Source organism: Pediococcus sp. AC40 (assembly GCF_030252485.1).
GTDB classification, from domain to species: Bacteria; Bacillota; Bacilli; order Lactobacillales; family Lactobacillaceae; genus Pediococcus; species Pediococcus acidilactici.
Genome location: NZ_CP127012.1, coordinates 1,677,851 through 1,698,140, shown reverse-complemented (window position 1 = coordinate 1,698,140; position 20,290 = coordinate 1,677,851). Strand labels below are relative to the sequence as shown.

General features: G+C 44.3%; 19 protein-coding genes. 16 read left to right on the top strand and 3 right to left on the bottom strand.

Going from position 1 to position 20,290, the window contains the following annotated elements; translation table 11 throughout:
• Positions 1 to 19: 19 nt before the first annotated feature.
• The 8 genes from htpX (at position 20) to NL111_RS08395 (ending at position 7,597) form a co-directional block, all read left to right on the top strand.
• A complete protein-coding gene (gene htpX, locus NL111_RS08430) occupies positions 20 to 916 on the top strand; it encodes a zinc metalloprotease HtpX (RefSeq protein ID WP_002829735.1) in 897 nt (298 codons plus the stop codon).
• 47 nt (positions 917 to 963) lie between these two features.
• Positions 964 to 1,749: a hypothetical protein gene (locus tag NL111_RS08425; protein WP_058121122.1), complete on the top strand. Its 786-nt coding sequence runs from the start codon at positions 964 to 966 to the stop codon at positions 1,747 to 1,749.
• A gap of 220 nt (positions 1,750 to 1,969) precedes the next feature.
• Positions 1,970 to 3,349: a UDP-N-acetylmuramoyl-tripeptide--D-alanyl-D-alanine ligase gene (locus NL111_RS08420; protein WP_002832416.1), complete on the top strand. Its 1,380-nt coding sequence runs from the start codon at positions 1,970 to 1,972 to the stop codon at positions 3,347 to 3,349.
• A gap of 320 nt (positions 3,350 to 3,669) precedes the next feature.
• A complete protein-coding gene (gene cshA / locus NL111_RS08415; protein ID WP_002832415.1) occupies positions 3,670 to 5,205 on the top strand; it encodes a degradosome RNA helicase CshA in 1,536 nt (511 codons plus the stop codon).
• Positions 5,206 to 5,419: 214 nt separating this feature from the next.
• Positions 5,420 to 5,773, top strand: a complete 354-nt coding sequence (gene acpS, locus NL111_RS08410) for a holo-ACP synthase (RefSeq protein ID WP_002829739.1) — start codon at positions 5,420 to 5,422, stop codon at positions 5,771 to 5,773.
• A 2-nt stretch (positions 5,774 to 5,775) separates the two neighbouring features.
• On the top strand, positions 5,776 to 6,903 hold the full coding sequence (gene alr / locus NL111_RS08405; RefSeq protein ID WP_002832414.1) for an alanine racemase: 1,128 nt from the start codon (positions 5,776 to 5,778) through the stop codon (positions 6,901 to 6,903).
• 54 nt (positions 6,904 to 6,957) lie between these two features.
• Positions 6,958 to 7,206, top strand: coding sequence for a hypothetical protein (locus NL111_RS08400; protein ID WP_002829742.1), 249 nt, complete (start codon positions 6,958 to 6,960; stop codon positions 7,204 to 7,206).
• A gap of 28 nt (positions 7,207 to 7,234) precedes the next feature.
• Positions 7,235 to 7,597: a type II toxin-antitoxin system PemK/MazF family toxin gene (locus NL111_RS08395; RefSeq protein WP_002832413.1), complete on the top strand. Its 363-nt coding sequence runs from the start codon at positions 7,235 to 7,237 to the stop codon at positions 7,595 to 7,597.
• 145 nt (positions 7,598 to 7,742) lie between these two features.
• Here NL111_RS08395 and cbpA read toward each other — a convergent pair whose 3' ends face one another.
• The 3 genes from cbpA to NL111_RS08380 all read right to left on the bottom strand — a co-directional run bounded on the left by cbpA (position 7,743) and on the right by NL111_RS08380 (position 11,023).
• A complete protein-coding gene (gene cbpA, locus NL111_RS08390; RefSeq protein ID WP_002829744.1) occupies positions 7,743 to 8,390 on the bottom strand; it encodes a cyclic di-AMP binding protein CbpA in 648 nt (215 codons plus the stop codon).
• 55 nt (positions 8,391 to 8,445) lie between these two features.
• A complete protein-coding gene (locus NL111_RS08385) occupies positions 8,446 to 9,819 on the bottom strand; it encodes a L,D-transpeptidase family protein (protein ID WP_002832412.1) in 1,374 nt (457 codons plus the stop codon).
• Between the two features lie 232 nt (positions 9,820 to 10,051).
• Entirely contained in the window at positions 10,052 to 11,023 is a 972-nt protein-coding gene (locus tag NL111_RS08380; protein WP_002829746.1) for an L-lactate dehydrogenase, read from the bottom strand.
• 242 nt (positions 11,024 to 11,265) lie between these two features.
• Here NL111_RS08380 and pth point away from each other — a divergent pair, with 242 nt between their 5' ends.
• The 8 genes from pth (at position 11,266) to hpt (ending at position 20,263) form a co-directional block, all read left to right on the top strand.
• A complete protein-coding gene (pth, locus tag NL111_RS08375; protein WP_004166161.1) occupies positions 11,266 to 11,823 on the top strand; it encodes an aminoacyl-tRNA hydrolase in 558 nt (185 codons plus the stop codon).
• Positions 11,824 to 11,833: 10 nt separating this feature from the next.
• Positions 11,834 to 15,331, top strand: a complete 3,498-nt coding sequence (gene mfd / locus NL111_RS08370; RefSeq protein WP_285110151.1) for a transcription-repair coupling factor — start codon at positions 11,834 to 11,836, stop codon at positions 15,329 to 15,331.
• 9 nt (positions 15,332 to 15,340) lie between these two features.
• Complete coding sequence (locus NL111_RS08365) at positions 15,341 to 16,924, top strand: putative polysaccharide biosynthesis protein (protein ID WP_285110150.1); 1,584 nt, start codon at positions 15,341 to 15,343, stop codon at positions 16,922 to 16,924.
• Positions 16,921 to 17,190 (top strand): RNA-binding S4 domain-containing protein, encoded by a 270-nt coding sequence (locus NL111_RS08360; RefSeq protein ID WP_002829750.1) that lies wholly within the window; start codon positions 16,921 to 16,923, stop codon positions 17,188 to 17,190. The genes NL111_RS08365 and NL111_RS08360 overlap by 4 nt, the downstream gene beginning before the upstream one ends.
• Before the next feature lie 76 nt (positions 17,191 to 17,266).
• Complete coding sequence (locus tag NL111_RS08355) at positions 17,267 to 17,635, top strand: FtsB family cell division protein (RefSeq protein ID WP_058121356.1); 369 nt, start codon at positions 17,267 to 17,269, stop codon at positions 17,633 to 17,635.
• Between the two features lie 267 nt (positions 17,636 to 17,902).
• Positions 17,903 to 18,364 carry a S1 domain-containing RNA-binding protein gene (locus NL111_RS08350; RefSeq protein WP_002829752.1) on the top strand — a complete coding sequence of 154 codons (462 nt, stop codon included), beginning with the start codon at positions 17,903 to 17,905 and terminating at the stop codon, positions 18,362 to 18,364.
• Positions 18,364 to 19,737 carry a tRNA lysidine(34) synthetase TilS gene (gene tilS / locus NL111_RS08345; RefSeq protein WP_285110149.1) on the top strand — a complete coding sequence of 458 codons (1,374 nt, stop codon included), beginning with the start codon at positions 18,364 to 18,366 and terminating at the stop codon, positions 19,735 to 19,737. The genes NL111_RS08350 and tilS overlap by 1 nt, the downstream gene beginning before the upstream one ends.
• Complete coding sequence (hpt, locus tag NL111_RS08340; RefSeq protein WP_002832405.1) at positions 19,727 to 20,263, top strand: hypoxanthine phosphoribosyltransferase; 537 nt, start codon at positions 19,727 to 19,729, stop codon at positions 20,261 to 20,263. Before tilS ends, hpt begins: the two co-directional genes overlap by 11 nt.
• Positions 20,264 to 20,290: the final 27 nt, after the last annotated feature.

Sequence of the window (20,290 nt, the reverse complement as noted above, 5' to 3'; positions counted from 1 at the left end):
CTATTTAAGAGGAAAATAAATGCTATATCAACAAATTGCAAGTAACAAACGCAAGACCGTATACGTAATGGTTGGTTTTGCGATTTTGGTTCTCCTAATTGGAGCATCGGTCGGTTACGTGTTTTACAATAGCGCTAGTGCGGGGGTTGTAATGGCGGCGATTATTGCTGCGGTTTACATGGGATTAATGATTAGTAATTCGACAAACGTGGTAATGCGAATGAACCACGCGACCGAAATTAGCGAAGCTGACCATCCCGAGCTATGGCATATCGTAGAAGATATGGCTCTAGTAGGAAAGGTTCCGATGCCTAAGGTGTACATTGTAGACGATCCTAGCCCGAATGCCTTTGCTACCGGGAATAACCCGCAAAATGCAGCGGTAGCGGTAACCACCGGAATTTTGGCGCGTTTGAATCGCGAAGAAATGGAAGGTGTGATCGGCCACGAGATTTCGCATATCCGTAATTACGATATTCGCCTTTCTACGATTGCGTTGGCACTTTCAGCAGCAGTTTCATTGCTAGTTAACTGGGGGATGCATGCATTCTGGTGGGGTGGCGGCCGCCGCCGAGACAGCGACGATGATGAGGATAGCAGTTTAAGGGCAATCTTAATGTTGCTGGCGTTGGTACTCGTAATTTTAGGACCAATTGCCACGTCGATTGCTCAGTTGGCTCTTTCCCGAAATCGCGAATATCTCGCTGATGCATCAAGTGTAGAACTGACGCGGAATCCATTGGGATTAATTAACGCGTTAAAAAAGATTTCAGCTAGTGAACCGATGCAGGAAGCGGATCCGAGCAGCGCAGCACTGTACATTGCGGATCCTTTTAAAAAGAAGCGCTCGTTAGCCCATTTGTTTGATACCCATCCGCCAATTGAAGATCGCATTGCTCGACTGGAGAAAATGTGAGTTGATCAATCAAAGAAATCATTTAATTGAAAGTGAGATAAGGGTCCATGTTGCGTGACGACTATATTTTTGTACATTTAGAATCAATTGTTAACTTAATTTATTCGCGCGGAATTACTGCCAAGGATTTCCTAAGTGGAATTTTGCAGGTGCCGACCAATATTTTACTTTTAAACCGGGAAGTTAGTGACGACGTTCCAATTGATAACCATACTTTTTTAAACGAGATTAACGATGCCAAGACGATTAGTCAGTATTTGCTTGATCCGCACAGCAGTAAAAATTGGATCGATTTTTCCCAAGCAGAGGCGCTTAGTGAATTAACGCCCAATGACATCGCTAATTTACTGTACATGGGACATATGAAGAGTCATTTGGACACCCCTTTTTCGTACAAACTGCAAAACGATTACGTTTACTTAGAGGTGGGGACTAACCAAGTCAAAACTTACTACCGGCGGCTAAAGAATTTTTACGCAGTTTTAAACCGGTCGGTAATCCGGCACGCCGAACAGACGTATAACGAACACCGCTTGGTTTTTCGGCGCGTCAATCATTTCTCGGAATTACCAGCCAGCATGGTGAGGCAACTAATTCCAGTGCTTGGCGAAGGCGTCATTTTTGCTTTTGATCAAGCCATTGAACAAGACCACGAACTGCGGGTGCCAATTTTAATTGCTAGTGATAGTAATTTAGCCCCCACGTTGCGTAGTAAAGAATCACTATACAACCAAGCGCAACAAATCGCGGTGTTAAAATATAATTTAAGGAATCAGGATTGGCATTTTATTATCACCAATCCCAAGGCATTTGATGCCGAAGCCTTGTACTAATGCGGGTTATTTATCTGTAAATGAAATGTTAACGACTTATATAGTAGCTAATGAGATGAAAGTCCAGTTTTTGTTAACCAAAGCTAATTTTGACGGCATGTTTCTAGATTGAATTGGTTGGTAAAATCTACTGGGCTTTTTTGAACCCGTTGCCTTAGTAACCAAAAAGGTGGCTATGGTATAATTGAGGGTAGGTTTGAATAGGGGGAGCTTTAAAAATATGAAAATGCAACTAAGTGAAATTGCCCGTGCTCTAGGAGTAGACGAGTATCCGGACCAATGGAATGAGGTTAGTGTCACCAGTGTCCAGTTTGATAGTCGTCAATTAACGCCGGGTTCTTTGTTTGTTCCAATCAAGGGACAACGCGACGGCCACCAATTTATTGAGCAGGCTATTCAGGCTGGCGCGGTTGCAACGTTATGGGCGAAGGATCATGAAGATACCCGCCCGGCAGATTTGCCAAGTATTGAAGTGGAAGATCCGCTGGCTGCGTTGCAAAAATTAGCGAAATACTACTTAGATAAAATCAATCCCAAAGTTGTGGCAATTACGGGAAGTAACGGAAAAACTACGACGAAGGACATGACTGCCGCCGTTTTAGCGACCGAATTTAATGTGGTAAAGACGGAAGCCAACTTCAATAACGAAATTGGGGTTCCAATCACCATTTTGGGAATGAACGCGAATACTGAGGTTCTAGTGGTTGAATTAGGGATGGACCGCCCCGGACAATTACATTTCTTAAGTGAATTAGTCCAACCGGACATCGCGGTAATTACCATGATTGGCGAAGCCCACATTGAATTCTTTAAGACGCGAGACCGGATTGCGGATGCCAAAATGGAAATTACGGACGGTTTAAAGGAAGACGGTTGCTTTATTTACGATGGTGACGAACCGTTACTAGCGGAGCGGGCCAAGGCGGTGGATGTTGAGCAACGTACGTTTGGGATGAAAAATGAAAACGACGTATTCGCATCCGATGTAGCAGGTACCGATACTGAAACGTCATTTAAGACTAATTTGGACCCCGAAGTGGAGGTTAAATTACCGATTATTGGCGAATATAACGTAAAAAATGCGTTGGCAGCCATTACGGTAGGTGATCGATACCACGTCGGAGTTGCGGATAGTGCTCGTGCATTGGCAGATTTTAACTTAACCAAGAACCGGACCGAATGGCTAAAAGGCCGGCAGGGAGAACGAATTTTAAGTGACGTATATAATTCTAATCCTACGGCAGCTAAAGCAGTGTTAAACTCCTTTGCACATACTAAGAAGACTGGGCGCCGGTTTGTGGTTCTGGGAGATATGTTAGAACTGGGAGAAAATGCCGACCAAATGCATGCCCAATTAGCGGACAGTTTAAATCCGGCTCAATTCGAAGAAGTATTTCTCGTGGGCCAGCATATGCGTGCGTTAGGAAAACGGCTGGTTGACGAAGAGATTTATCCAGCAGAAGCCGTTCATTTATACGACGCAAACGAACTTCCACAATTAACTACTGATTTACAACAAATGATTAAAGCTGATGACTGTGTACTATTAAAGGCCAGCCACGGGATTCATTTGGAAAAAGTGGTTGAACAGCTTAAATAACGAAGCATAGGCCGGGGAGAAACCCGGTCTTTTTTTTGTGGGGTAAAAAGCACGCGATGGTAGAGAAAGGAAATGAGCTCCAGGCCCCAGCTTTCTGCGGCTAATCTAATTTAGGCTTCAATCGCCTAACCCGCGATTAAGTCCTAAATTAAGTTAGTCCTCAAACCCTGGCCAAGGGCTTCCACTCTCTATTTTATTTGCTAATCCCACTTCGCGGGTGTATGATTATAAAGTTATGTTTACATGATTGTTACTGTGGGCTTTGCCCTAAAAGACGGATTTTCTTTGATGCAGTAGCAGAAATTTAGGAGGAATTATATTTGAAATTTACCGAACTAGGGTTGGAAGAAGACATTTTGAAAGCTGTTTTAGACAATGGATACGATGAACCCACTCCAATCCAAGCTGAAACAATTCCCGATGTCTTAGCGGGGAAAGATATTATTGGACAGGCACAAACCGGAACCGGAAAAACGGCTGCGTTTGGATTGCCAATCTTACAAAATGTTGACCTAGATAATCCTAATATTCAAGCAATTATCGTTTCACCAACGCGTGAATTAGCTGCCCAAACCCAAGCAGAAATCTTTAAATTGGGTAAGTACAAGCGAGCTAAAGTTCAAGTTGTGTATGGTGGAGCAGACATTCGCCGGCAAATCAATGCGTTGAAGAGCCACCCACAAATTGTTGTGGGAACTCCCGGCCGACTTTTAGATCACATTGGCCGACACACTATTCGCTTAGACCACGTTAAAACCCTGGTCCTTGACGAAGCAGATGACATGTTGGACATGGGATTCTTACCAGATATTGAAAAAATTATTGAACAAACCCCAAGCGAACGACAAACGTTACTATTCTCAGCAACGATGCCCGCACCAATCAAAAAGATTGGGGTTAAGTTTATGACTGATCCTAAACAGGTGACGGTTAAGTCAAAAGAACTAACCGCTGATTTAGTTGATCAGTACTACATTCGTTCTAAAGAATTTGAAAAATTTGATATGTTAACCCGGATTATTGACGTACAATCACCTAAGTTGGCAGTAGTCTTCGGTCGGACAAAGCGCCGAGTTGACGAAGTGGCTAAGGGCTTGGTTGCTCGCGGTTATAACGCAGCGGGAATCCATGGTGACCTAACCCAACAACGTCGGATGAACATCTTACACCAATTCCGCGATGGACAGTTAGACATCTTGGTTGCTACTGACGTTGCGGCTCGGGGATTAGATATCTCTGGGGTGACTCACGTTTATAATTACGACATTCCGCAGGATCCTGAAAGTTACGTTCACCGGATTGGCCGGACTGGTCGGGCCGGTGCTCACGGAACTTCCGTAACCTTTGTAACTAACTGGGAAATGGATTACCTCCGAGACGTAGAACGTTTAACTAAGAAACGCTTGCTTCCATTAAAGCCACCAACAGAAGAAGAAGCCTTCATTGGTCGGGCAGCAATGGCTGAACAAAACGTGCAAGAATTGGTTAAAAAGACCGATGTTGATAAGTTTGGCGAACAAGCAGACCGTTTATTAGAACAATATGACGCGCGTACATTAGTAGCTGCCTTATTGAACGATGAAACTAAGGCAGACGCGAGTGAGATTAAGGTTAAAATTACCCCTGAACGCCCATTACCACGCAAGAAGAGCGGTAATCATAAGAGTGGCGGCTACCGCGGCGGTCGGCGCCATGGTGGTGGCAACGGCTACCGACGCAACGGTAACGGTGGTAAATGGAACGACCGTAAGAACGGTCATCGTCGGGACCGGGATGATCGCCACGCAGGTTCAAATCACCGGCAAGATAACAACAAGGGCGGCAATAAGCGCCACTTTGTAATTAAAGAAAAATAAAGTTTAAACATTTAATGAGGTTACTGGAGCTTTGATTTCAGGCCTCATTTTTTGTTTTCACAGTTTTAGAAAAACTTTACCAATTTAGCTTAGGGCTAGTGGGGGTAGTTGAAAAAGCCGTTTAGTATGTAAAGCTTGCCATGATGGGCTTAAGATGGGATGTTTTTTCAAAGGTAAGTTTGATACAATAAATGACGACAATGGGAGGATACACATGATTTACGGAATTGGCATCGACATTACCAACATTGATCGATTTAAAGCGTTACACAATCCAACGTCTTTTATCAAGAAAGTGTTAACAGATAAAGAACAAGCCGAATTGGCAGGTAAAAGCGGTCAGCGAGCGTACGAATTTTTAGCTGGCCATTTTTCAGTTAAAGAATCCTATAGTAAAGCATACGGTACGGGATTAGGAAAAAAGCTTAATTTTCAAGATATTGAAGTTGAGTATGACGACAACGGTCGACCAGTAATTAGCAACCACCCGTTTGCAGGAGTTGCGCACGTGTCGATTTCGCATTCAAAACACCATGTCGTAACACAGGTAATCTTAGAGGGGGATTAACAATGGTTGAAGGATGGCATCGCGCAAGTCGACTAGTAGTCGATGCGGCGGCAATTCGGCAAAATGTAAAAAAGGAAATTGAACGTTTAGATCATCAAAGCGAGTTATTTGCCGTGATCAAGGCGGATGCGTACGGTCATGGTTTGATTCCGGTGGCCCGGTATACTGAACAAGCGGGCGCCACTGGTTTTTGCGTGGCAATTTTAGACGAGGCACTGACTCTACGAGAGGCGGGCTTTGCCGAACCAATCTTAGTTTTAGGAATCACTAACGTAAAGTGGGCGGCCTTGGCTGCTGAAAAGAACGTTTCTTTGACCGTGGGAGACGTGGAGTGGTTGACTAAGGCGGCTCCCCAGTTAACGGCAGAACATCCGTTAAAGGTTCATTTAGCGTTAGACACTGGAATGGGACGGATTGGTTTCCAAGAGTCAGACGGTCTTAACCAGGCGGCGGAATTGCTCATCAAAGATCCGCGTTTTGTTTTTGAAGGTGTATTTACACACTTTGCAACCGCGGATGAAAAGGATCCCACTTATTTCAATCTCCAAGTGGACCGTTTTCATAAATTAGTGGACACTTTGCCAGAAAAGCCTCGCTACGTTCACGTTTCTAATACGGCTACTAGTCTGTGGCACGCAGCTTGCAACGGTAACTTGATTCGGTTTGGGGTCGGGATTTATGGAATGAATCCGTCCGGAACCGTTTTGGAACCTCCTTATGATTTGCAGCCAGCCATGACGTTAGAGTCCCGGCTTTCATTTTCTAAGTTGTTGAAAAAGGGGCGTTCGGTAAGCTATGGAGCAACTTACACTGCTGAACAAGACGAATGGATTGGGACGATTCCAATTGGCTATGCCGATGGGTATCCACGCTGTTTACAAGGGTTCCATGTGTTAGTTGACGGGCATTTTTGTGAAATCGTGGGCCGTGTTTGCATGGACCAGTTAATGATTCGCCTTCCGCATGAATATCCGGCGGGGACCCCGGTAATTTTAGCGGGGCAATCGCAAGGGAAAAGTATTAGCATGACGGACATTGCTGATTATGTTGGAACAATTAATTATGAAATCACATGTGGCTTTACGGAGCGGCTCCCGCGGGTCTATAAGAATAATGATATAGTAAAATAATTTCATTGATGGTAGAATGAAAGTAATAATCAGGAATACAGGAGAGCGAGCCTAATGAGTAATCAACTAAGGGATATATCTGTTGAAAAAGAGATTTATTGTGAAATGTTTGAAGTTGAACCCACTGGGGTAAGTGACCAGTTGATTCATGCTTTTTTTGAGCGTCATGCTGCAGAACATTTGGAGCTCTTAAAGGCGGGCTACCAACAAATGGCGGACATTAACGCCAAGATTACCCAGGATTTTACGTCCTGCGAGGCGGCTTGTGAAGAACACGTATTTAACGTGTTAAGTAGTGATTAAATTAATAGATTGAATATGGGGTGGCACTGTGGACGAATCCAAGGTAAAACGCGGCGATTTGTTCTATGCAGACTTGTCACCAGTTGTTGGTTCTGAACAAGGGGGAATGCGTCCGGTTTTAGTGATTCAAAATAACGTTGGGAATCACTACAGTCCGACGGTAATCATTGCAGCCATTACGACTAGAATTACTAAACCGAAGATGCCCACCCACGTTGCCATTCGTGCAGGCGAAGCCGGTAATCCACGGGCTTCGGTAATCTTAATGGAACAGATTCGAACAATTGATAAACAACGTCTACATGATCGAATTGGCCGTCTGGACGGCCAAAAAATGAAACTCGTCAACGAAGCCCTTAAAGTTAGTCTGGGCTTGGTGGCGAATACATAAAAGACTATTGGAAATTCAATGGTCGTTGTAAATTAAAAAGAGGCTGTGACAAAAGTCTTTAAACAAAAAACGGTTCATGAGGTAAAACTTCCTCATGAATCGTTTTTATTTTGGCACGCTCTTTTTTTAGTTGATGCCTATAAACTTAAGCAAGGCGGTGCGACTGCAAGTCTTCGACTTCCGGAACTTTAAAGCCTTTCCGTTCTAGATTGCTAATAATACGCTGCAACTTTTTAGGCGGTACTCCCGCCGGTAAAGTGAATAACGTTCGGTGAATTAATTCGTCTTCGTTGGAATCCAAAGTAATAACGCTCGCAATGGAGGTGTACTTCGTAATGATCTTTGCACTAGTGGCTAAATCGCCACGTTCGTCACTAGAAACCACCGTGATTACGTAACTTCCTACGTTAGTGTTCCAAGATTGGGAAAGGGCGTCTAATAGTCGGGCATGGGTCAAGATCCCGTAAAAATAGTTATTATCGTCTAAAACGGTAATGTATGGCAAGTCCTTGATGGTAAAAAATACGGTGAAAAACGCGGCACTCAAGTTAATGTACTTGGTCGCGTTTTTCAGTAAACTAGTCACCGGGTCTTGCATTGAGCCGCCCCGCGACTTATGCCGATAAATGTGCATTTTGTAAATATTTCCGCGAAAGAGCCGTCCTGTTTTATCCAAAATGGGGACACAGCGAAAACCTGAATCTTCTAAAATTTTAAGTGCCTCTTCGAGCGTGGCATCTTCTTGAACGGTAGTTAGGCGTTGCTTGGGTTTAACCATTGATTTTAATAACATTATGGATTACCCTCCATATCTTAATCTGTTTTTAATAATAGCATAGATTAAGACGTTAGAATACCACTACCGGAGTTCCAACTGGGACAGCTTCGAATAATTTTTTCATCGTTGCGGGTGGGGTGTTGACACAGCCGTGTGAACCATGGGTCTTGTACCAATCGCCACCAAATTTAGGTTGCCAAGAAGCGTCGTGAAGACCGACCCCGGTGTAATCAATTGGCATCCAGTAGTTCACGGGTGATGCATAGTTAGAGCCGTCGTCATTTTTACCACGCAGCGTTGCGTTACGCTGTTTATTCCAAACGTAAAAGACTCCCGTAGGCGTAGTATTGCCACCCGATGGTTTTCCAGTTACCACGTCGGTAGAAATTTGTAGTTTACCATCTTTGTAGTACCACATGTGTTGGTTAGTTTTATCAACTTCCACGTACGTGGTTCCGAGTTCGCCCTTTTTCAAAGACTGTCCGGAGCCAACGATGGTGGCTTTCTGGGTGAAACTTGCCCCCTTGAGAATGTTGGTACTCAAGTTGGCCGCATCAGCCGTGGTATTGATTGACCAGCCAAAAATGCCATCTTTAACGGTTTGGGTACCGCGCTTAGTACTGTTGAAGGTCACGTCCGCACCATAAGTAGCGTATTTTTGGTTTAAATCTGCTAAATAAGCCTTCACCTTAGATTGATCAACGCTTAATTTTTGCTGACCTTGAGCATCAGTCTTAACTTTAAGCCAACTCTTCAGAGTCGCTTGAGGAATTACGACGGTGTTGCCGTTCACATCGTAAGTGATTTTTTCGTTTTCCGCCTGGATGCGTTGCAACTTGACTTGGGCCGCGTTGTTTTTCTTAGAGTAATAGGTGTTCTTTAAATCTAGCTCGTGAGCGCCTTTAGCCGTGCTAGCCTGGATTTGTTGTGCCAAAATTTCAGGGCTAACTACGTGACCAGTTGAATTGGTGCTGGAGTTTAACTTTTGGTTCAGCTGGTCGGCAGCGGTCTGCGCGTAAGCATTTAGTTTTTTAGTCCCCGCTTGATCAAGGTTAACACTAGGAGTGTCAGCCGCGTTAGCCACGTCCATTAACTGAAGAGGCCACGTCCAAGGGTTCTGCGACTTAATTGCGCTGGTGATGGATTGCCGACTGGTTGAGTTAAGTCCAGCGTCAGCTAGGCTAACTTTTTTAACAACTTTGCCGTTAGCAGTTAAATTTAATTTTTGATTACTTAAGTGTTTTTCAATTAGTTGCTGTGCTTGGGTGGCGTTTTTTCCGCCCACGTTAGTACCTGCTACCGTTGTATTTGGCATGAAGGTGCTACTAGATTTATAATGGTAGGCCATTCCAGCGTAGCCCAACCCTAAGATAACCACCGCGCCGATTGTGATGGCGATCTTAGAATGGTGTGGCTGCTGGTGCTGATGTTTGCGTTGTTGCATAGTACTTCCCCCAGATGATTTAATTCTTTACTTTTGCTTTCTTCTGTAACATTACTGTAATATTTCGAATATATCAAGTCTACTATGCGAATCTTAACAAAAAAATCTGGGTTTGACACCAATATTTGCACAATTAACTGATTTTAGTACAAGCTGTTTGGGGAAGGGACGTAAAAAGAGGGTACAAAAAAGCACCGGTTGCAACCGGTGCTTTCGTTGATAAATTTAATGATTATTTGTCTTGTTTTTCAGCAAGAGCGTTTAGACCGTCAGTAAGAACCTTCTTCAAAGTAGTTGCTGAGTCAGTCATCTTCTTCTTTTCGTCATCGCTAAGTGGTGCTTCGATAACGCGGTTTAGACCTTGGCCATTGATAACTGCAGGAGTACCAATGTAAATGTCGTTCAAACCATATTCGCCGTCCATGTATGCACCAACAGGCAATACGGCGTTTTCGTCGCGAAGAATTGCTTTAGAAATGCGCATCAATGCAGTACCAACACCGTAGAATGTAGCACCCTTCTTGTTGATGATTTCATAAGCTTTGTTACGTACGCTGTCTTCGATTTCAGCCAATTCGTCAGTTGAAACGCCTTCTTCTTTAGCGATTTCAAGCAATGGCTTTGTACCGATTGTAGCTGATGAGAAAGCAGCAAATTCACTGTCACCATGTTCACCTAAGATGTAAGCATCTACAGATTCTGGGCTAACGTTGAATTTCTTACCAAGAGCTACGCGCAAACGAGCTGTGTCAAGTGAGATACCTGAACCGATAACTTTTTCCTTAGGGAAGCCAGAGAATTTCCATGTTGCGTAAGTAAGGATATCAACTGGGTTAGCAGCAACAAGGAAGATACCATCAAAACCAGAATCAACAACTGGTTTAACAATTGTTGAAAGGATGTTTAAGTTCTTGTTAACAAGGTCAAGACGTGTTTCACCTGGCTTTTGTGGTGCGCCAGCTGTGATAACAACTAAGTCAGCATCCTTGCAGTCTGAGTATTCACCAGAGTAGATGTTCTTTGGAGCTGTGAATGGAGTAGCATCTTCAAGGTCCAATGCGTCCCCAACTGTACGATCCTTAACAACGTCGACAATGACGAATTCTTCAGCGATTCCTTGTTGTGCCATCGCGAATGCGTAACTAGAACCTACGGCACCGTCACCGACGAGGACAACTTTTTGATGATTTTGAATATTAGACATAATATCCATTCCCTTCATTTATTAGATTATATATTTGGTCCACCAAAGTATTATAGCATTTTAACAGGGGAAAGTTGAGACCTAATTTTCAGAAAACAAATAAGTTTGCCAAAAATAATTACCGAGCGAACAGAAGTAATATCTAAGCTTTTGTGGCGATATATGATAAGATTATTTAAAACGAGCTCAAGCTGAAGGGGCGGATTCCTTTCAGCTATTTTTGCGTATGAGGATGATAAATAATGAAAATGATTGTTGGTTTAGGAAACATTGGAAAAGAATATGATCAAACGCGGCACAACACCGGCTTTATGGTGGTAGACGCACTAGCTAAAAAGTATGGGGTGGATCATTTTAAGATTCATCACGAGGCCATGGTTGGCGAATTTTTCTCAAACGGTGAAAAGGTTTTATTAGTGAAACCAACTACCTACATGAACGATTCTGGGCGAGCGGTGCGTCCGTTAATGGACTACTATGACTTAGCATTAACGGATTTGATCGTGGTTTATGATGACATGGACATGCCGGTGGGGAAAATTCGTTTGCGGCAAAAGGGCTCGGCAGGCGGGCATAACGGGATTAAGAGTTTGATTGCCCACTTAGGTACCGAAAAGTTTCGCCGGCTCCGGGTGGGAATCGAACACCCAGCACACCAAAAAGTGGTGGATTATGTGCTTGGAAGATTTACTAAAGAACAAAAAGCGGATTTTGAAATTGGCGTACAAAACGCAATTGCGGCGCTCGACGACTGGCTAGCGGGCGCGGAATTTAGTCAGTTGATGAATCAATATAATTAGTGGGGCAAGTATGAATATTGAAAAAATTTTTGCAGACACCAAGGCAGTTGTTGAGGTTACTAGCAATTTAGGAGCGCAAACCCGTCAATTAGTGACCGGTTTATTAGAACCGGCCAAACAATTGTTTTTGAATGCGTTATTACAGAAACAAAATCAACCAATTTTAGTGGTAACGGATAGCTTGGCACACGCGGAACGACTGTATAACGAGTTAGCAGAAGGGCAACTGGACTTACAGGCCTACTGGTTTCCAGCAGAAGAGATTATCGCGGCAGAGGTGGCGACCAGTTCGCCCAACTACCGGACGGCACGGGTGCGATTTTTAAACGCCCTCGCCAATCAGCAACGGGGAATTTACGTTACCTCTGCTTCTGGTTTTCGGCGAATGGTCCCGGCGGCCGCAGACGTTAAGCAGGCCCAGCTAGAAATTAGCGTGGGGGAAGAATACGACCCGCAACAGCTAATTCAACAGCTAGTCCAACTGGGATACCAACGGGTCGAACAGGTAGAAAAGAAATCGGAATTTGCCGTTCGCGGTTCAATCGTGGATATTTTTCCGCTTAACCAGGACGTCCCGGTGCGCGTAGACTTTTTTGACGTTGAGGTAGATTCACTTCGAACTTTCGACCAAAATAACCAACGCAGTATCGAAAATATTACCCAGACTAAAATTTTACCGGCGACGGATCTGATTGTGACTGAAGAACAATTCCATCAAGGAATCACTAAGTTACAAAAACAAGTTCATCAAGCGCGTAAACGGCTGGATGAAGATAACCAAGAACTTTTACAGCAAAACATTGCGGAAGTTACGGAACGCTGGCAAAAGCACCAGATTATCCCAGAAGACGTTATCTACACTAAGCAACTCTACGCAAAGCCTAATTCGCTGCTCGATTATTTAGCTGACGGGGTGCTCGTGGTTGACGACTACCCGCGGATTTTGGATGCGGAGTTGGATATTCAAAAAAATGAGGCTAGTTGGATTGTCGACCAGTTAAAGAACAACGTTTTGTTAGACAATGATCCGTTAGGCTTAGAAATCCGCCAATTAATCCGGCAAAAAAAGCAGCCCCAAATCTTTTTATCGATGTTTCAAAAGGGGATGGGCCGGCTTAAGTTTGACCAACTAACGGAAATTACTACCAGAGCGGTTCAGGAATTCTTTGGCCAAATGCCCGTTTTAAAGGGCGAAGTGGAACGGTGGATGAGCCGGCACGCCACCGTCTTGATTTTTGCCAATTCTAAAGAGCGGCAAAGTAAAATTGCCAGCACGTTGCGTGATTTTGAAATCGAATCACGAATCGTGCAGGCAGATCGGATAGTTACCGGGGCGGTCAACATTATTGGGCAATCCTTTTCACAAGGGTTTGAAATGCCCGACGCCAAAATGGTGGTGCTTACTGAAAAGGAACTGTTTGCCAAAGTTCGCAAAAAGCGGCCGCGCCAACAGCACATTGAAAATGCGGAACGGTTAAAAAGTTATACCGAGTTAAAGCCCGGAGATTTTGTGGTGCACGTCAATCACGGGATTGGTAAATACTTGGGAATGACCACCATGGAAGTTGATGGGGTTCACCAAGATTACCTCACCATCCAATACCAGGGCAGCGGACAGCTTTTCATTCCGGTTACCCAGCTTAATTTAGTTCAAAAATACGTGGCGGCGGAAGGCAAGCGCCCGAAGATCAACCGACTGGGCGGATCCGACTGGGCAAAGACTAAGCAACACGTTGCTTCTAAAATTGAAGACATTGCGGACGATTTAATTGAACTATATGCCAAACGGGAGGCCGAAAAGGGGTTTGCCTTTCCGCCGGATGACGATTTGCAATTACAATTTGAAAATGACTTTCCTTACACCGAAACTCCTGACCAATTACGGTCCATAAAAGAAGTTAAGGAAGACATGGAAAAGCCCCGGCCAATGGACCGACTGCTAGTTGGCGACGTAGGTTATGGGAAGACCGAAGTTGCCTTGCGAGCTGCTTTTAAGGCAATTGAGGGTGGCAAGCAGGTGGCGATTCTCGTGCCGACGACAATTTTAGCGCAACAACATTTCGACACGATGAACGACCGTTTTGGAGATTATCCAATTACGACCGCGATGCTGTCTCGTTTTCAAACTAACGCGCAAATTAAGGAAGCCTTAGCAGGTCTGAAAGACGGCACCATTGACATCGTAGTGGGCACTCACCGACTGCTATCAAAGGACGTTCACTTTAAGGACTTAGGCCTGTTAGTGATTGATGAGGAACAACGCTTCGGGGTGAAACATAAAGAACGGATTAAAGCTTTGCGTTCCCAAGTGGACGTCCTCACCCTCACTGCTACCCCAATTCCCCGCACGTTAAACATGTCAATGATTGGGGTGCGTGATCTTTCAGTAATTGAAACTCCGCCAACCAACCGTTACCCGATTCAAACCTACGTGGTTGAAGAAAATGCCGGGATTATCCGCGAAGGAATTATGCGTGAAATCCGGCGGGACGGTCAGGTATTCTTTTTGCACAATCGGGTGCAAGACATTGAAAAGGTGGTTGCCCAAATTGAGGCACTGGTTCCCGAAGCACGGGTTGCCTACATTCACGGACAAATGACCGAAAAACAATTAGAAGATATTTTGTTTGATTTCATTGAGGGCGAATACGACGTGCTGGTAACGACCACGATTATTGAAACCGGCATCGACATTCCCAACGCCAATACCCTATTTGTAGAAAACGCCGATCACATGGGACTTTCCCAACTTTATCAACTGCGGGGACGAATCGGGCGCTCCTCTCGAGTTGCGTACGCGTACTTCCTTTACCAAAAGGACCGAGTTTTGACTGAGTTGGGTGAAAAACGCTTGGAAGCCATTAAAGACTTCACCGAATTGGGGTCCGGCTTTAAAATTGCCATGCGAGACCTTTCGATTCGGGGTGCGGGTAACTTACTTGGTAAACAGCAACACGGGTTCATTGATTCGGTTGGATACGACTTGTATTCGCAAATGCTGGCTGATGCAGTTAAACAAAAGCAGGGCAAGAAGGTTCCCAAACGTTCTGATAGTGAAATTGATTTGGAAATCGAAGCCTTTCTTCCAAGTACGTACATTGAAGACTCACAGCAAAAAATTGAATTTTACAAACGACTTCGGCAAGTTGATTCCACTGATGGCTTGATGGACGTGGTGGATGATTTGATTGACCGGTTTGGCGAATACCCAACCGAAGTTGCCAACTTGATTCAAATTACCGAGCTTAAATTACACGCGGATGCTGCGCAGGTAGAAAAAATCGAGCGGAAAAATGGCAACTTGTTCATCACCTTAACTTCGGCGGCAAGCCAGAAGATCAGCGGTGAAAACGTCTTTGCCGCGCTATCGGTTACTAAACTACGAGCGACAGTGGCGGAATCAAATGATAAAATGCATATAAAGTTAGTTATTCAACCGCAAATGACGCAGCAAGATTGGTTTGAGCAACTAATGAGCTACGTTAAAAAATTAGCTGAATATCTGTGAGGAAGCGACTTGAAAAAAATAACCGAGCAAAAAGCAATGCGGGGAGCCTTCATTCTATCGGTTGCCGCGATTATCGCTAAGGTTTTGAGCGCCGTTTACCGGATTCCTCTCCAAAATTTGGTTGGTAACACCGGTTTTTACGTATACCAACAAATTTATCCGATTTACGGAATTGGGATGACCTTCGCGCTTAATGGGTATCCCAACTTTATTTCTAAAATCATTGCCGAAGAACCTGATGAAAAAAGAAAATTAGTACTTGGCCAGTACTCCATAATGATCCTAACGGTGCTTTCCGCGACGGTGTTTTTGATACTGGTTGGCGGCGCGCAGCCGATTGCTCAGGCAATGGGGGACCGTCAGTTGGCGCCGATGCTCCGGGTCGTAGCAACCATGTTTTTGCTGATGCCGTTTTTAGCAACGGGACGGGGATACTACCAAGGAATTTATAACGTTATTCCAACGGCAAAATCCCAAGTTGTTGAACAAGTGGTCCGGGTAAGCATCATCATTTTGGTGGCGATAATCACGGTGCAGCAAGACTGGTCGGTTTACAAAATGGGCGCTTACGCGATGGCTAGTTCTACCGTAGCCGCGGTAGCTGCAAGCTGGTTTTTTATACCAGTAATCCGTAAGATCATGCATGAAGGTACCGCTCACTTTCAATGGTCCGTATTTAAAGATTTAGGAAAACGGTTCGTAGTGGAAGGCGGGCTAATTTGCCTGCTTTCGGCGATGATTATCCTGCTTCAGTTAGTGGATTCGTTTACCGTTAAAAATAATTTAGTGGCGGCGGGAATGTTACCTGACGCCGCAAAAGCTCTAAAAGGAGTTTACGACCGCGCCCAGCCATTAGTACAAGTCGGAACGGTAATCGCGACCGCGTTTGCGACCACGTTATTGCCTTCGTTGACCGAAGCTTTGCAAAAACGTGATTCCGGGGCCTTTTATCGCTCGGCAACTTCGCTAATCCGAGTGGCGGTGGCAATTTCCTCGGCAGCTAGCGTGGGAATGATTGCTTTAATGCCGTTTATCAACCGGCTGCTCTTCGGTAGTTTCGCTGGTTCGGGCGCTTTGGCAATTTATAACCTTAGCGTAATTTTGGCGGCGTTGATTTTTGTTAATAATAGTGTTTTACAAAGCATGGGGCGCTTAAAGATGACGTTTTGGGCGATTGCGGCCGGTCTTTGCGTCAAGGTGATTTGCAACGGTTGGGCGGTCCGCCACTGGTCAATTACTGGCGCAAGCTGGATAACCGTCCTTAGTTTGGTAATCATTGCTGGCGCGATGAGTTGGGCGTTACCAGTGCGGCTGTTAAAGAGGGTTTACCTAGAAAACCACTTTTTACTAAAATTGTTGATTGGAAACGCGGTGATGTTTGGCGTTGTGCAACTAATCACCGGATTTTTACGAGTGTTGGTTTCAAGTGATAGTCGGGGAGCTGCTTTGCTAATTACGGCAGTGGCAGCGCTAATTGGTGCGTTAACTTGGCTAAGTTTCGTGCTAATTAATCGGGTCTTCACCCTCCGAGAGTGGTTGACGATCCCCCTTGGCAAAAAAATAATAAGAACAATACAGAGGATAGTTAAATGAGACTAGATAAATTTTTAAAAGTTTCGCGAATTATTAAACGGCGGGCGTTGGCAAAGGAAGTTGCTGACCAGGGCCGAATTTTAATCAATGATAAGGTAGCAAAGTCTTCATCAAACGTGGTTCCTAACGATCAAGTTGAAATCCGTTTTGGAAATAAAACGTTGGTGATCCGGGTAGAACAGCTGTTGGATACAACCAAAAAAGACGATGCGGAACGAATGTATACGATTATTTCTGAAAACTATCAACAAGATTTTAGAAAATAATTTAAAACTTGGTAAATATGCGTGGACAGGCTAGGTAAGCGTTGTTATAATCGGAAGTGATTAAGGGGATATAACAATGGCAAATAATCAACATCATCAGAAAAAAAATCACAGCAAAATGAGTTACCGGACGGCAACCGGAGCACCGAATCCTTATGCACGGGCACGGAAAAAACGGGCCCTAGTTATTTTAGGAGTTTTTGCGGCGGTTGCGGCGGTCTTTTTGTTCCAAATAGTCCACGCAAAGGTGTCTCAGAATAGTGTGAATGCCAAACTTGCGGTGGAATCGGCACGCTACACAAAAATGAAGGATGAAAATGCCCAGTTAAAAGACAAGGTTAAGCAAATGAATGATGAAAATTATTTGGAAAAGTTAATCCGGGCAAAGTACTTCTACACTAAAAAAGGTGAAACGGTATATAACTTACCTAACGATGCCAAGTAAGGATAAAACACGATTAAACTAAAGAATATTGGAAATTGAATAGCCATTTTAAAAAGTGAAAAGCAGGGTTTTGAAAACCAATCCTGTTTTTCACTTTTTTTGTTAAATGACCCGTTTTCGAATGTATAATTTCTTGAAATTTTTCAACAATGTCCAATTTTTTTCACGGCCGTTGAAAATAAATTTTTCCGGGTCGACAGCTCGCAAGCCACTAGTAAGAAATGGTATAATTAGACATTAAATTTTTTAGGAGGAACATACGGATTTATGTCAATTGAAGTTGGAACTAAGGTAGATGGGAAAGTTTCTGGAATCACTAATTTTGGAGCTTTTGTAGATTTAGGGGAGCATCGGTCTGGCTTAGTTCATATCAGTGAAGTTTCTGATAGTTTTGTTAAGGATATTCACAGCGTACTTAAGGTAGGCGATTCGGTTACGGTGAAGGTACTTTCGATTGCTGACGACGGTAAGATTGCTTTGTCCATCCGCAAGGCGGTAGAGCGGCCGGCGCAAGCAGCACCGAAGAAGTCTCATGAATACCATCATTCACGAGACGACCGGCAATTCAATCATCAATCTAATCACCAAGCAAAACAGCATCATTCAAACGCAAACGAATCGTTTGACCAAATGCTATCGGGCTTTCTAAAGGACAGCGAATCTCGTCTTTCCATGCTTAAGAAAAATACGGATGGTAAACGCGGCGGACGCGGTGGACGGCGCAACTAATGATTAGTTTAAGGGCGTTGGGTGAAAAAATTGTTGACCATTATCAATTGAATCAAGCGCCGGTGGTCGTAGCGGTCTCGACAGGAGTGGACTCCACGGTATTAATCAACGCTCTTTTAGCAGCGACTAATCTCGCTGAAAATCGGCTAATTATTGCCCACGTAAACCACCAGTTGCGTTCCCAAAGCGTGCAAGAAGAGGATTTTTTGCGACAATGGTGTGCAAAACGACGACTGACGTTTGTAAGTACTAAGTGGCCTAGAGAACTGCATCCCGATACGGGAGTGGAAGCTGCTGCTCGGCGGTTTAGGTATGATTTTTTTGCCAAGGTGATGCAACGGTACAACGCAAACACCCTCTTGACGGCTCATAACGCTACCGAACAGGCTGAAAGTTTCCTTATGCAAGTGGTGCGCGGAGGTTGGTTAAGCCAGTTACGCGGCACTCCCGAGGAGCGGTCTTTTGCGACCGGGCGTTTAGTGCGGCCATTTTTAAAAATTAGCAAGCCGACTTTAGTAGCGCTTGCGCAGGAAAATCACCTAACTTGGTTTGAAGATGAAACTAACCAACAGGATGATTATTTGCGTAACCGGGTGCGTAATCAGTTGCTGCCCGCCCTGCAAGCGGAAAATCCGCGCGTGGTGGAGCATATTGGACAATACCAAACCGAGATTACCGAACAAGACCAATTGATCAAAGAAATTAGTCGACAAAAACTAGCGCAGCTCCGGCAGGGGAGTCAATATCAGTTACCAAAGTTCAAAGCGGAGTCGCGATTATGGCAAAAACAACTGTTAAAACAGTTGGTCAGCGAGTCTTGTCCCGCAGTGGCAATTGGACAAAATAAGCTGGATGAAGTTTTAGAATTTATTAATCAAACTAATTTAGCGCAGGGCTCGATTGATTTAGGTAACGATTATGTACTGGAAATCACGTACGATTTATTACAAATAATCAAAAAAAAGACCGTAAAAAGTGAACAAGCTAAAAAGCATATGGTAACATTGAACAAGTGGTTAACTTTAGATGAGGGTACTCAATTTCGAATCAGCGACCGTTCCGTTGCTGGACCGGTTGCCGGAGCAATGGTGTTGAGTGACAATCAGCTTAAGCAACCGCTTTTTGTTCGTCAGGCAACCCCCCAGGATCGGTTACGGTTAAAAAACGGCAAGTATAAGACCGTTCGACGGGAATTAATCGATCAAAAGGTTCCTCGTGAACAGCGAGCGAATTTTTGGGCAGTTGTGGACGGCGACCAAAGGGTTTTGTGGGTACTCGGTTTAAGACAAGCATGGTTAGCCGAACCCTACTTAGCAACGCAAACACAATATATTTTGGAATATAGAACTGGAGGACGTCCCCATGGACAATGATATCGCCAAAGTTTTATACAGTGAGGCAGATATAAAAGAAGCTTGCCAACGTTTAGGTAAGCAATTGACGAAGGATTATGCTGGCAAACGCCCGTTGATTTTAAGCGTATTGACGGGGGCCATGTTTTTCACAACGGACGTGGTCCGCGAATTTGATGGTTATGCACAGATCGATTTTATTGACGTGTCTAGTTATAACGGCGGCACTCAATCAAGCGGAAAAGTTGAATTAATTACCGATATCTCCGAAGATGTTAGTGGCCGTGACGTGCTGATCATTGAAGACATTGTGGATACTGGACGTACTTTACGCTACGTAATGGATTTACTATATTCCCGTAACGCGAAGAGTGTTAAAATTTGTAGCTTCTTGGATAAGCCTGCCGGTCGCGATGTGGAAGCTACGGCAGACTACGTGGGCTTTACGGTTCCAAACGAATTTGTGGTCGGATACGGGCTAGATTACCAAGGTTATTACCGCAATTTACCGTACGTGGGTGTTTTAAAGCCGGAAATTTATAAGTAAAAACATTGGTCAAAGTTAGTCAAATGT

What these genes read in the sequence shown, in the direction of transcription:
- htpX (WP_002829735.1), top strand. Translation starts at nt 20, where the DNA reads ATGCTATATCAACAAATTGCAAGTAACAAACGCAAGACCGTATACGTA.
- NL111_RS08425 (WP_058121122.1), top strand. Translation starts at nt 964, where the DNA reads ATGTTGCGTGACGACTATATTTTTGTACATTTAGAATCAATTGTTAAC.
- NL111_RS08420 (WP_002832416.1), top strand. Translation starts at nt 1,970, where the DNA reads ATGAAAATGCAACTAAGTGAAATTGCCCGTGCTCTAGGAGTAGACGAG.
- acpS (WP_002829739.1), top strand. Translation starts at nt 5,420, where the DNA reads ATGATTTACGGAATTGGCATCGACATTACCAACATTGATCGATTTAAA.
- alr (WP_002832414.1), top strand. Translation starts at nt 5,776, where the DNA reads ATGGTTGAAGGATGGCATCGCGCAAGTCGACTAGTAGTCGATGCGGCG.
- NL111_RS08400 (WP_002829742.1), top strand. Translation starts at nt 6,958, where the DNA reads ATGAGTAATCAACTAAGGGATATATCTGTTGAAAAAGAGATTTATTGT.
- cbpA (WP_002829744.1), bottom strand. Translation starts at nt 8,390, where the DNA reads ATGTTATTAAAATCAATGGTTAAACCCAAGCAACGCCTAACTACCGTT.
- NL111_RS08385 (WP_002832412.1), bottom strand. Translation starts at nt 9,819, where the DNA reads ATGCAACAACGCAAACATCAGCACCAGCAGCCACACCATTCTAAGATC.
- NL111_RS08380 (WP_002829746.1), bottom strand. Translation starts at nt 11,023, where the DNA reads ATGTCTAATATTCAAAATCATCAAAAAGTTGTCCTCGTCGGTGACGGT.
- pth (WP_004166161.1), top strand. Translation starts at nt 11,266, where the DNA reads ATGAAAATGATTGTTGGTTTAGGAAACATTGGAAAAGAATATGATCAA.
- mfd (WP_285110151.1), top strand. Translation starts at nt 11,834, where the DNA reads ATGAATATTGAAAAAATTTTTGCAGACACCAAGGCAGTTGTTGAGGTT.
- NL111_RS08360 (WP_002829750.1), top strand. Translation starts at nt 16,921, where the DNA reads ATGAGACTAGATAAATTTTTAAAAGTTTCGCGAATTATTAAACGGCGG.
- NL111_RS08355 (WP_058121356.1), top strand. Translation starts at nt 17,267, where the DNA reads ATGGCAAATAATCAACATCATCAGAAAAAAAATCACAGCAAAATGAGT.
- NL111_RS08350 (WP_002829752.1), top strand. Translation starts at nt 17,903, where the DNA reads ATGTCAATTGAAGTTGGAACTAAGGTAGATGGGAAAGTTTCTGGAATC.
- tilS (WP_285110149.1), top strand. Translation starts at nt 18,364, where the DNA reads ATGATTAGTTTAAGGGCGTTGGGTGAAAAAATTGTTGACCATTATCAA.
- hpt (WP_002832405.1), top strand. Translation starts at nt 19,727, where the DNA reads ATGGACAATGATATCGCCAAAGTTTTATACAGTGAGGCAGATATAAAA.